Genomic DNA, 12,803 nt, shown 5'->3' on the forward strand with positions numbered 1-12,803 from the left:
GGCGAGCGCCGCTTATTTGGCCTTCGCCAGTTCCTGCATCATCTCCAGAAGGTTCTTCACGAGGATAACGGAAGCATCTTCCTGCACAGTATTCGTGCCGAGCCACGTCTCATAACCTCCCAGCTTGTGATGTTCGGGTGTGGGGAGATAACCATGGCGGCCATTCGCGAGGCCGATCACCATGGTTTGCCCAAAGGGACTTTTCTTTTTCAGCTCCAGGCCGATCTCCACAAACGTTTCGAACGGGATGCCACATACCACGGTGTCCCCGATACGGATGGCTTGCAGCTTCACCGTCAGGCTGCCAGGCCGCTCGGCGGCGGATAACGTGCTGCGGGCATAGTTCTGCGCGAGGCGCGGCAGTTTTTCAATTGCCGCCGGGTCTTTGATAGCCACGACGCGCCGAGCCTCGGCGATCTGTTCTTCCGTGGGTTTGCGATAGTTCAAGGTGATTTCGCGTTCCACCATGCCGAGGCGGATGTCTGTTTCGTGCTTGGCGATCTTGCGGTGCGCCAGCCATGCCGTATCGGCGGCTTTGCTGGCGACGATGCGGATCTGCTCGAAGGGTTCGCGCGGCGGACGGGTGACGAGGAAGGGGATGTTGTTGATGTCCCCGGAAGCGCCATTGGACATCATGGCAACGAAATTTTCATCGCCACGCAAGCGCGAGGGCATGAGGCGGGCGAATTCACCGAAGTAATCGGCGGAGACCTGGGCACCGGGCATGCCACCGACGTAATGGAGGGCGTAGTTCGCAAAGAGGGCGAGGGGCTTGCGCTTCGTGTCTTGCAGGGAGAGCACCATGATATCGGGATCGGTCGGGCCAGCGGGGCGTTCCAGCACATCCGGGCTGGTGCCGGGGTTCATCTTCACCTGGTCGAGTTTGCCGTAGGGGTTCAGCGGCATCTTGCCAAGCTTGAGATACCAACGGCGGTTGAACACCTCGTCAGGCAGAGGATGCGAGGCGGCACCGAAGGCAGCGGGCTTCAAGGCGGCATGGGCCTTGATGATGGAATCCGCGAGGCCTGCGAGGAGAAGCTTGCGATAGGCGGCAGCAGGTGAGTTGCCTTCCTTGGTGCCCGAGGAGGGCGCGCTGTGCGTGTGCGTGGAGGAGACGAGCATGCGGTTCACGGGGATGCCGGTCTTTTGGGACGCGATGCCTTTGGCTTCCTCGATGGTTTCGGGGGCGGTGCCCAGATTATCCACCACCACCATGGCGAGGGAGAGCTTGCCGTCATCCAGAACGATGGCGCGGGAGTGTAAGGGGTCGTGGGCATTGGTGGCCATGTTCGCGCTGAAGCCGCCGGGCATGTTCAGAGGGAACTCCTTGGGCGTGATGTCCACGGCGGCGGCTCCGGCGCGGAGGGCGGCATGGCTGTCCAAACTGATGCATAGATGAATGACTGCAAGCAGGAGGACGTATCGGAGGGCAGTCTTAGTTTTCATTCTGGGAATTGCGTCCAGCATAGCGCAGGACAGGAAGGCCGTTCAAGCGGCGGTCTGAATTATTTCTGAAAGATTTCGCGATCGTTTTGTCCGTTTCGGACGTTTAACCTTGGTAAAGCTATGAGAAAAAACTGGCTGAAAATCTCGGCGGTGATTGGGTTGATGCATTATTTGGGTGGAGGTCAATTCGTTCAGGCTCATGTCATCGGCGAGACGGATGATCACGGTCATGCGGCGCATTATGATTTCTCCGTGGTGCCGCCGGTGGTGGTGCTTAGTGCGGCACAGCTCAAGCCGGATACCGTCTTGATGGCGCAAGCAAAGCCGGGGGCTGCACCGATCGCGGCCAAGCACGCTCCCGGGATGGTGGCGCATTTTGAAGCGTTCGCACCGAAGGTGAGGACGCGGATCGACGGGAAGTTTCTTTATGTGGAGTCGGACGGGATGCCGGCGCACAACATGATGGTGGGCATCACGGCGTGGCAGCAGCAGGTTCCTCTGCCGCAGCCTTATACGGGGAATAATGCGTGGCGCATCCCTTTGCAGCCGGTGCCGTCGAAGACACCAGTGCCTATCAAAGACCGGTTTCTACGAGGTGCGGTGGCACTGGCGGTGAATGGCATTCCGATCTTCAATCCGCAGAATAATCGCGGGGAAATCTCGCAGGAGATCGGGGAGCTGGATCAGTGGGGCGGGCATTGCGGTCGCGCGGATGATTATCACTATCACGCCACGCCGTTTCATCTGGAAGCGATCGTGGGCAAGGGCAAGCCGGTGGCTTATGCGCTGGACGGATATCCGATTTATGGGCTCACGGAACCGGATGGTTCCACGCCCACGAAGTTGGATGCGTTCAACGGGCATGAGACGCCGAGGCTGGGTTATCACTATCATGGTTCCAACAAGTACCCGTATGTGAACGGCGGGTTTCATGGTGAGGTTACGGAGGCGGGAGGACAAGTGGACCCGCAGCCGCGTGCGCAAGGTGTCCGGGAGGCACTGACAGCCTTGCGTGGTGCGCGCATCACTGACTTCACGGGAAAGGAAAACAAACAGTTCAGCCTGAAGTATGTGGTGGGTAACGAGACGCGTTATGTGAATTACGCGCTGAATGACAATGGCACAGTGAAGTTCGATTTCGTGGACGGGCGCGGTCAGGTGAAGTCTGAGGTCTACTCACCCAGGCAAGGTGGTGGCGGTGGAAACCGCCCGCCCGGAGAGCCGAAAGGAAAGGAAGGACAGAAGAAGGGGAAAGGAGGGGAGCGTCCACCGGGAGGCAAAGGCGAACCCAAAGGAGCGGATAGTGCGCGCCAGCCTTGGATGAAAGTGCACGCGAGCGAGATGGATGGAAACAAGGACGGCGAATTGACTCGTGATGAACTCAACACGGAAGTAACGGCGGTTTTCAAAGGCTACGATCGCAATCAAGACGCCCAGCTGACCCGAGAAGAGTATGAAGGGGGCAGCCAAGTACGTTCGGCCATGGGTGGTTTCGTGAAACAACACGCGAGCGAGGTTGATGCAGACCATGATGCGATAATCACCTTGGCTGAAATACAGGCCACAGCCCGCCGGATGTTCGAGAAAGCTGACACCAATGGTGACGGGAAGCTGTCCAAGGACGAACTGACGCTTCCGCCGGGTTATGTGGCTACGCCTCCGGAGAATTCAGCAAAGAAATAATAAGCCATGAAAATTTTTGCCACTAAACTCATGAGTTCCGTTAGATGGATGCTGCTGTTGCTGGCTGGACTTTGTCTGTTCGCTAGACCCGTGACTGCTGCCTCGAAACCCAACTTTCTCTTTATCCTAGGCGAGGGCCAAGGCTGGAGCAGCCTGTCCGTGCCCATGGATGATCGGTGGCCCAACTCCAAGAGTGATCTGCAACTGACACCTAACCTCGACCGGATCGCGAAGGAAGGAATGCGGTTCGCAAACTTCTATGCGCCTTCGCCGCGTTGCACACCATCGCGCGCTGCTTATTTCACCGGGGTGAGCCCGGCGCAATTGCATATGACGTTTGTGAATGAGGGAAAGGGAGATGCGGTGACCGCAGGCACGAAAGTCATTGCCGCCAAAACGACGACTGAGATGAGCCAGGAAGTGATCACCGTGGCCGAGTTATTAAAGAGGGCAGGTTATGCCACAGCCCATTTCGGCAAGTGGCACTTGGGCCGAACGAATCCTTCCCAGCATGGTTACGACGAAAATGATGGGCCTAATTCAAACGACGGGCCGGATCACGTGGCCAATCCAAATCCCAAGCAGGCTTATGCTACGGCTGAGCTAGGCATGAACTTCATGGAAAGGCAGGTCAAAGCAGGAAAACCATTCTACCTGCAAGTTGCACATTACGCCGGTAAAAGCGTTCTGGATGTGAAGCCTGAGACGTATGAGGCCGTCCTGAAGCGGGCTGGCGGCCGGGATAAAACCAGAGTGGGAGCGGCAGCAGTAGCAGAGGATGCGGACATCACGGTGGGTATGTTGCTCAAGAAACTCGACCAACTGGGCATCGCCGAAAATACCTACGTCATTTACACGACCGACCATGGGGCACAGGGACGTAGCGCCAATGAACCTTTGAACAATGGTAAAGGGACGATTTGGGATGGCGGCTTGCGAGTGCCTTTGCTTATCCGCGGACCCGGCATCAAAGCAGGGACTTTTGCACGCCAACTCACCAGTGGCGTAGACCTGTTGCCAACGATTGCTGAATTGGCCGGAAACAAAGAACCGCTTTCTGCGCAAGTGGAGGGTGGGAGTTTGGTGCCCATTCTAAAGAATGCGGGATCGGGAGAGGTGAAGCGGGCGCGTGAGGAGTTCGTGGTGCATTTTCCTCATTACGACAAAGACTTGGTAGGTCCGGCCTCGGCGATTTATCTCGGGGATCTGAAGCTGGTGCGCATCTACGAGACGGGTGAACGCAGGCTTTATGACGTCACGAAAGATATCGCGGAGAAGAATGATCTGGCCAAGCAACAGCCGGACAGAGTGGCCGCATTAGATCTAAGGCTTACAGACTACTTGAAAGCTGTGAAGGCAGAGATGCCATCGCTTAACCCGCGTCCCGACCCCAATGTGAAAGCAACTGAACTACCAGGCGACCGCCGTGGGGGCAAAGGCAAGGATGGAAAGAAAAATGGCAAAGATGCCGAGCAACCGAATAAACAGTAACATGAAACGCATTTCATTCCGCCTCATCGGGCTGGCTTTACTCACCCCTTTGGTTTTGGGGACGGCGTTCGATCTCTTACAACCTTTGGCTGCGCAATCCGAGCCAGCTAAAACAATCGAAAAGCCTCGCAATGGCGGCAAAAGCGGCCAAGGAAAAGGTGAAGTGAAGATGCCAACTCCGGCATTTCGCACGGAGGTGCCTGCTCATGAGTATGATTTGATTTTGGGCAGGCCGACCAAAGAGGCGATCACGCTGAGTGTGCTAACTTATGGGGAGAGGGAAGGTTATGTAGCTTATGGGACGAAGTCGGGGGAGTATGCGAAAGAGACGCCGAAGCAGAAGTTTCTAAAAGGGCAGCCGGTGGAAATGTTGATCAACAGCTTGGCGCCCAATACGCGTTACTACTACCAGTTCTGTTCGCGCGCTGTGGGTAAAGGAGATTTCGAACGCAGCGCGGAGGCAAACTTTATGACGGCCCGGCCACCGGGCAGTGAATTCACTTTCACAGTGCAAGCAGATCCGCACCTTGATTTCGCCACGGATCCCGATGTCTATCTGCGGAGTCTCACCAACGCGATCGTGTCGGGAACAGACTTCCACATCGACTTGGGGGATACGTTCATGACGGACAAGTATACGGACTACAAGGCAGCTGCTGACCAGTACCTCGCGCAACGATATTACTTCGGAGTCGTGGGGAGATTTGCTCCAGTTTATCTGGTGCTGGGCAATCATGATGGAGAGGCAGGGTGGTTTCTGGATGGAGGACGGGAGAATTCGGCTGTTTGGTCGAACGAGATGCGCAAACGCTACTATCCAAATCCGTTGCCCAATATTTTTTACACGGGAAATCAGGTGCCTGATCGGCAGGCCGGGCTCTTGGAGAATTATTATGCTTGGACATGGGGGGATGCACTGTTCATCGCACTGGATCCGTTCTGGTATACGCGCAACAAAACGCGTGGAGATGACAATTGGAATCGCACGCTGGGCGATGCGCAGTATGCGTGGTTGAAGAAAACTCTGGAGAACAGCACCGCAAAGTATCGGTTTGTATTTCTGCATCATCTGGTAGGAGGTTCGAGCAAGGAAGCGCGGGGCGGGGTGGAGGCTGCGAAGCTTTTTGAGTGGGGTGGGTTCAGTTTGAACGGGCAGAATGAATTCGCAACGAAGCGGCCGGGTTGGGCGCTGCCGATCCATCAATTGCTAGTGAAACACCATGTGAATGTGGTGTTTCATGGGCATGACCATCTCTTCGTGAAGCAGGAGCTGGATGGTGTGATCTATCAGGAAGTTCCTCAGCCCGGACATCCGCGTGGAACTACGAGGAGCGCAGAGGAGTACGGCTACAAGAGCGGTGTTATATTGCCCGCATCAGGAATTATGCGGATAAAAGTGTCATCGGAAAACGCGGTGGTGCAGTATCTAAAAACGGGCAAGGAGATGGAAGTGGCGCATGAGTATATGGTGAAGGGGCGGTGATAGAGGCCGAGTTTGTACCGGCGAACCAGCAGCGCAATGAAGGCGGGTGAGGGGATTTCAAATTGAGGATTTCAGATTTCAAAGGGGGAAGGTCAGCTCGTTGAAGCGAATCAACGTCAAAAGAGGAAAAGGGTACCCTCATCCTCAATCCTTCTCCCGGACGAAGTTCGTCTTCCATTGGAGAAGGAGGAATAGCGATCTGCGGCCAAGGGGAAATCGGTAGAATACCTCGGCACTTATGTGCATGTGTCAAGGTGATGGAGAGGGAAGGCGGGAGGTGAGCGAAGGGCGGGAAAATGGACTGGCGGGTAGAATTCCTCGGCAGTTGTGTACATGTGCCGAGACATGAGATGTTTCGAGTTTTTTGGTTTCTTGTTTCTGGTTGGAGAAAAAAAGGGGGGTGAAAACGGGTGGGTTTTGAATTTTGGCGCTTCAGAAGTGCAGATTTATGAGAATGGAACAAAGGACTTATTCACCGAGGGGTTGGCGGGTGGGTTTAGGATGGTGAATAACTTGGCTGGGTGTGGAGAAATGCTGGGTTTTATTGAGGGATTTAGTGCTTTTTAGGGGAGCGTTTTATCATTAGCGGTGTATAAGTTGTGCATAAGAATTCGTAGGCAAAATGGGGTTTCCTGTTATTGTGAATGCGTTCTCTGAAAGAACCGAGTGACCGGAGAGCGGCGCAAGTCGATGTGAAGGTTGCTCAGGATAATCCCCGGTGACGGGGGAAAGGTCGGGACAGGCTGATTGCCCCGGCCCCTCAACAATCTTAATTGGTTGCTGCAGGCAGGATTCACCGATGCCACTGGATGGGGTCGCGCCCGTTCCAGTCTAACGCGAAAAAAGGCATCTGGCGGCCAGGAGCGATTAGAAACCGCTTCAAGCCGAGTCAAGTAGTCCGGGCCCGTTTCGAGCCCGCACGAATCGCAGTCACCCCAGAGGGTGGAAGATAGCTACTGCGGATCAGCACGGAGATGGCGAAAACGTGGTTTAACCGCCACGCCGCGAAAAACACCGAAAGGTGAACAAGCGGACGCGATCCCCGGGAAGGTCACGGAGCCCAGGCAAGGCTCGTGAAAACCTTCCGTCCTGTTGGCGACACCGGTAAATACGGTTCGCTGGCATGTGAGCGAAAAGCTACCTGAGAGTTAAGAGGTCAGACCCGTTGCACGGGGCCAACGCATCGCCAAAAGCGATGGCCGACCCCGGGCAGAGAGGTCAAGACGCGGAACGCAGTCACAAGCGTGTCTTGACCCGGTCCGCCAGCCGGTGGCGCAACCACCAGCCGAAGCGGGCCCAGAGGCCTCACTCAATAATTCAGCGTGCGCAAGCCGCTGGACGGCCCTGCTACGAGGCCGATAACTCCGCTTGCCGTGGAGAATGGCGTCGGGAAGCTGGCAGCCAAAGTGCGCCTAATGTCAGCCCGGGAAAGAGAGTGCGGCGAACTCCCACCCCCCATTTCGTCCCCGTCTGGTCGCAAGACCGGGCGGGGACACTTGCTTTCAAGGGACGAGGTGAGAAGGGCAAAGGGCGATGGACCAGTTAGCCATTTTTCCGACTTGTTTCAGATGATTTCTTTAGTAAAAAGGGCGTCTTGTGTCGTTGAAACCGAAAGTCAAACTGGGTGTTCTGGGTTCGGGCAAAGGCTCCAACATGGTGGCCATTGCCGAGGCTTGCGCTGCCGGGAAGTTGAATGCCGAGATCACGATGGTGGTGAGTGACGTGGAGACGGCGGGTATCTTGGATCGTGCGAAGGAACGCGGCTTGGCGGCGAAATACATCGCACCGGGCAAGTTCCGCACGAAATTGGATGAAGTGGCGGAGCGGGAATACATCACGGCGATGCAGGCGGCGGGTGTCGAGTGGATCGTGCTGGCGGGGTTCATGCGCATATTGAAGGGTGATTTTCTCCGTGCATTCGAGGGCCGGGTCATCAATATTCACCCCTCTTTGCTGCCGTCCTTTCCGGGATTGGAAGCATGGAAGCAGGCGCTGGATTACGGTGTGAAGCACACGGGCTGCACGGTGCATTTCGTGGATTCCGGCATCGATACGGGCGCGATCATCGCGCAACGGACGGTGCCGGTCTTGGATAATGATACCGCGGCGACGTTGCATGAGCGGGTGCAGGTGGCGGAACGGGAACTGTATCCGGAAGCGTTGGGGAGATTGGTGAACGGAGGCGTCAAGGTAGTAGGACGCAAAACTGTCAGTCAGTGATTTGCTGATGGTTGATAGTGGCTAGTTGATGGAAAGATTTTTTGAAATGAGCAAACAGGTATTAAAGTTCGGATTGCCGAAGGGCAGTTTGCAGGACGCCACCATCGAGAAGATGGCGAAGGCGGGGTTCAATATTCAGGTGAGCAGCCGCTCCTACATCCCGTATGTGGATGATGTGGAGCTGGACATCCGCCTGATCCGTGCGCAGGAGATCAGCCGTTACGTGGCGCATGGGTATCTGGACTGCGGTATCACGGGCCATGACTGGATCAAAGAAAATGACTCGGATGTGCATGAAGTCGGCGAGTTCATTTTCAGCAAGATTTCCCGCCAACCGACCCGTTGGGTGCTGTGCGTGCCTGAGCAATCACCAGTGAAATCAGTGAAAGATCTGGAAGGCAAGCGCATCGCCACGGAAGTGGTGAATTTGACGAAATCCTACCTCCGCAAGAACAAGGTGAAGGCGGAAGTGGAATTCTCCTGGGGCGCCACGGAAGTGAAGGCCCACGAACTGGTGGACGCGATCGTGGAAGTGACGGAGACGGGTTCCTCCTTGCGCGCCAACAAGTTACGCATCGTGGATACGCTTTTGACCTCCACGCCGCGGTTGATTGCGAATCACGATTCGTGGAAGGATAAGTGGAAAAAGCAGAAAATCGAGACGATCTCTTTGCTGCTCCGTGCGGCCATGGAGGCCGAGACGAAGGTGGGCATGAAGCTCAACATTGCCGAGAAGAACCTCGCAAAATTGTTGCAAAGTTTGCCCGCTTTGCGTAATCCAACAATTTCCAAGCTGAGTCAGGATGGCTGGGTTGCGGTGGAAACGATCATTGACGAGCACGTTGTTCGCGAATTGATCCCGCAGTTGAAGGCGGCCGGCGCAGAAGGAATCATTGAGTATCCGCTGAACAAAGTGGTTTACTAAACGAAGAAAAAAATATGGGATCATTGAAGAAACGTCGTAAGTCGAAGATCAACAAGCATAAGCGCCGCAAGCAGCTCCGCGCCAACCGCCATAAGAAGCGTACCTGGCAGAAGTAAGCCTCCCGGCTTGCTTCTTTGGAAAAAGAAATGCCTTTCACCGCCGTCCCGCTCTTGCGGGACGGCGTTTTTGTGGCACAGAATACGTAGCGATGCGTCATTCTGGATTAATCGGGTGTCTCGGTGTGGCCGCCAGCCTTCTGCTGGCTGGGTGCCAGTCATCCGCTCCGAAGTCTTCTGCCGGTCCAGCCAAGCCTGTATTAGTCACTGCTGAGGGCATTCCCGTCGAGAAATGGGATCTGACGCTCGATAAGGCAGGCGAACAGCGGGTGGAGGCGTTTGCCCGTTTCTCTGCGGGTATCAGCCTTGAATTGCAGGAGAAGGGTGATGAAGCCCTTGAAGAGTTTTTCCGGTCCGCACTCTCCGATCCCAAGAACGAGCAACTCGTCTTGGACGTCGCGCGTCGCCTGATGCAAGCGCGGCAATTGGAGAAGGCGGCCGTCCTTCTGGCCGAGTCTGGCAAAAACCCAGATGCTTCAGCGAACATGCTGACCTTGCTGGGAGCGGTGTATGCTCTGCAGGATCGTGTGGAAGATTCCGTGGCTGCGAACCGGCGAGCGATGCAAAAAGCACCGAAGTCGCTGGGACCGTACCGCAATCTCGTGGATCTTTATCTCAAGAAAGAAAACCACGCTGCGGCGCTCAACACGTTGAACGAAGCGTCCAAAGTGGAAGGGGCCACGCCGGATTATTACTTGGGGCTGGCCGAGCTTTACGGATTTTATCTCCGCTCCAAACCCGATCAGGCCGAGCTGGTGAAACCGAATGCGAAGGCGGCCTTGGACAAGGTTTACGAGGCGAAGCCGGAGAATGCCGAGGTGTTGCAGAAGCTGGCGGAGGGGTATCAGTTCATCAAGGACACGGCGCGCGCCACGAACCTTTATCTGGAACTTCTGAAGCGCTTTCCCAATGCGCCGGGATTGAAGGAGCGGCTCACGAACCTGTTCATCCAAGGCGGCGAGAAGGACAAGGCGATAGATTTGTTGCAGAAGATGATCCGGGAGAATCCGACCAGACATCCGGAAGCTTATTTTATCCTGGCGAACTTGCTGCGCGAGGAAAAGAAATACACCGAGGCGGCTGACCAGTTGGAGCGTATGCTGATTGTGAAGGATGATGCCGAGCCTGCTTATTACGAACTTGCGGAGATCCATAACCTGAACGAAAAACCGGAACAGGCGATGCTTGTGCTGGACAAGGCGAAGCGGCGTTTTGGCGAAAGTTTCGTGAACCGCTTCTATCGCGCCATCACTTACAACCGGCTCAAGAAGTATGATCTTGCGGTGGAGCAGTTGACGGCTGCGGAGATCATGGCGCGGGCTACAGCGCCGGAGCGGCTCACGGCACAATTCTACTTTCAGATGGGCGCGGCGTTTGAACGGAACAAGCAGCACGATCAGGCGGTGACCTATTTTGAGAAAAGCATCGAGCTGGAGCCGGATTTCGCAGAGGCCATGAATTACCTCGGCTACATGTGGGCCGAACGCGGAGAGAACCTGGAGCGGGCGAAAGTTCTTATTGAAAAAGCACTGAATCAAGAGCCGGAGAATGCGGCGTTCCTCGACAGCATGGCGTGGGTGCTCTTCAAGCTGAACCAGCCCAAGCCCGCATTGGAGTGGATGCTCAAGGCGATGAAACACGTGGAGGAAGAAGACGCCACACTATTCGATCATCTGGGCGACATCTATGCTTCCATGAAAGATTATGGCAAAGCACGCGAAGCGTGGGAGAAGTCCTTGAAGATCGAGGTGAACAACGACGTGAAGAAGAAGCTGGATTCAGTGCCGAAGTGATCTGTTTTAGCCACAGATCAACACGGATGGGCATAGATAAAGACTTCCTGTGAGAACACTTCTTATTCTTGTGGCGATGCTTTTGCTGATGAGTTGCTGAACCAAGCACAGGGAAAGAAAGGTTCAACAGTGGTCGTGCCGTAAGGCACGTAAGATTCATAGCGGCAACTTTCAAGCCGCCGACATCGTTTGAGAGGCAGCGTCGCATTGGCGACGCAAGATTCGACTTCTTCGGTCACTACGTGACCGTGTATGTATGGCGTTGAAACAGCGGCTTGAAAAGCCGCTGCTATGAATCTTCTGGCCCTACGGGCCACGGAACAATTGTCCGTTGATCGGCAAACTCGATTCTTATTCGGGGTAAAGCCGGGGCGGACTCGATGCTCATTTCCCGAACTTCTCGAAGGCCGCTTTATAGAGCGTAGGCTGGATGGTTTTGCCGTTATCCGGTCCGGCGTAACCCTGGTGTTGCACCATATAGATGAGGGCCAGGCCTTTGTCTTTGTAGATCGTCATGTTCGTAGCGAGCGCGCCGCCGTGACCGAATTGATCTTTTCCACTGCTCCAGCCGAGGCCGTAGCTTTCTTTCAATTCCGCTGGCGTCTGGCGCTTGCCCATCTCGGCGATGGAAGCCTCGGAGATGTAACGTTTGCCGTTCAGTTCGCCACCGTTGAGAATCATCTGGCAGAAGCGGGCCACGTCCGATGTGCTGGAGAATAATCCGCCACCAGGCATGGGCTGCCGTAAACGACTATCAAGTGGGTAAGTGAGTTGGCTGATTTTCGTGGCTTCCAAGCCGTCTTTCTTCGCATTGGGTTTGTGCGGCGTGACAAGACGTTTTAACTGCTTCTGATTCGGCCAGAAAGTCGTGTCCTTCATGCCGAGCGGTTCAAACAGGCGGACGTCGAGAAACGTTTCGTAAGACATGCCGCTCACCACTTCGATGATACGCCCGGCGGTGTTGATGCCTTCGTTGCTATAGAGATATTTGCTGTCCGGCTCGTGCAGCAAAGGCATGGCGGCATAGCTCCGCACCGCCTTCTGCAGGGTGAGCATGTCCAGAGTGGGTTCTTCCACAGGGGATTTGAAATTCAGGCCGCTGGTGTGCGAGAGGATATTACGGACCGTCACTGGGCGCGTCGGCTTCTTCAGCAGCACATGGTTGTCATCTTTCTCAGCAATGACCATTTGGCCTTTGAATTCCGGCAGGTATTTCTCCACCGGATCGTCCAGCTTCACCTTGCCTTCATCCACCAGCATCATGAGCGCGGTGGCGGTGATGGGTTTTGACATGGAGGCGATCCAGAAGATGCCGTCCGTCTTCATCGGCTGCTTCTGGGCGACATCAGAGTAGCCGACCGATTCCAGGCTCTGGATGCCGTTCTTATCCACCACGGCTGTCACGGCACCGGCCAAGACGTTTTGCTCGACGAATCCGACAAGGCTGTTGGCGATGCCTTTCGGAGAATCAGCGGGAATGTTTTCGGCGTTGGCGATATAAGTGTGAAAACAAATTGCCGCACCGATAACGGCGATAAAATTCCGTCGCGTGATGTTCATGGTGTGTTGTGTGATAGGGAGAATGAAAGCCACTGTTTGCGAATCAATCAAGCATGATGGCCTTACTTGATTTGGATTGACCCATC

The 12,803-nt window shown here is 55.3% G+C and carries 10 protein-coding genes; 8 read left to right on the plus strand and 2 right to left on the minus strand.

Annotated elements, in window-relative coordinates; genetic code table 11:
• Positions 1-12 precede the first annotated feature (12 nt).
• Complete coding sequence (locus VGH19_18175; protein HEY1173302.1) at positions 13-1,446, minus strand: hypothetical protein; 1,434 nt, start codon at positions 1,444-1,446, stop codon at positions 13-15.
• A gap of 120 nt (positions 1,447-1,566) precedes the next feature.
• On the opposite strand from VGH19_18175, the gene VGH19_18180 reads away from it, so the two are divergent.
• The 8 genes from VGH19_18180 to VGH19_18215 all read left to right on the plus strand — a co-directional run bounded on the left by VGH19_18180 (position 1,567) and on the right by VGH19_18215 (position 11,157).
• A complete protein-coding gene (locus VGH19_18180) occupies positions 1,567-3,129 on the plus strand; it encodes a YHYH protein (protein HEY1173303.1) in 1,563 nt (520 codons plus the stop codon).
• Positions 3,130-3,159: 30 nt separating this feature from the next.
• Positions 3,160-4,620 carry a sulfatase gene (locus VGH19_18185; GenBank protein ID HEY1173304.1) on the plus strand — a complete coding sequence of 487 codons (1,461 nt, stop codon included), beginning with the start codon at positions 3,160-3,162 and terminating at the stop codon, positions 4,618-4,620.
• A gap of 1 nt (position 4,621) precedes the next feature.
• Positions 4,622-6,103: a metallophosphoesterase family protein gene (locus VGH19_18190; protein HEY1173305.1), complete on the plus strand. Its 1,482-nt coding sequence runs from the start codon at positions 4,622-4,624 to the stop codon at positions 6,101-6,103.
• Between the two features lie 345 nt (positions 6,104-6,448).
• Complete coding sequence (locus VGH19_18195) at positions 6,449-6,670, plus strand: hypothetical protein (protein ID HEY1173306.1); 222 nt, start codon at positions 6,449-6,451, stop codon at positions 6,668-6,670.
• Between the two features lie 1,029 nt (positions 6,671-7,699).
• Positions 7,700-8,323 carry a phosphoribosylglycinamide formyltransferase gene (gene purN, locus VGH19_18200; protein HEY1173307.1) on the plus strand — a complete coding sequence of 208 codons (624 nt, stop codon included), beginning with the start codon at positions 7,700-7,702 and terminating at the stop codon, positions 8,321-8,323.
• A 46-nt stretch (positions 8,324-8,369) separates the two neighbouring features.
• Complete coding sequence (gene hisG, locus VGH19_18205) at positions 8,370-9,248, plus strand: ATP phosphoribosyltransferase (protein HEY1173308.1); 879 nt, start codon at positions 8,370-8,372, stop codon at positions 9,246-9,248.
• A gap of 14 nt (positions 9,249-9,262) precedes the next feature.
• Positions 9,263-9,364, plus strand: coding sequence for an AURKAIP1/COX24 domain-containing protein (locus tag VGH19_18210; protein ID HEY1173309.1), 102 nt, complete (start codon positions 9,263-9,265; stop codon positions 9,362-9,364).
• Positions 9,365-9,456: 92 nt separating this feature from the next.
• A complete protein-coding gene (locus tag VGH19_18215; GenBank protein HEY1173310.1) occupies positions 9,457-11,157 on the plus strand; it encodes a tetratricopeptide repeat protein in 1,701 nt (566 codons plus the stop codon).
• Positions 11,158-11,541: 384 nt separating this feature from the next.
• On the opposite strand, the gene VGH19_18220 is transcribed toward VGH19_18215, so the two are convergent.
• Entirely contained in the window at positions 11,542-12,717 is a 1,176-nt protein-coding gene (locus tag VGH19_18220) for a serine hydrolase domain-containing protein (GenBank protein ID HEY1173311.1), read from the minus strand.
• Positions 12,718-12,803: the final 86 nt, after the last annotated feature.

The sequence above is a fragment of the Verrucomicrobiia bacterium genome, from assembly GCA_036405135.1.
Lineage (GTDB): Bacteria > Verrucomicrobiota > Verrucomicrobiia > Limisphaerales > JAEYXS01 > JAEYXS01.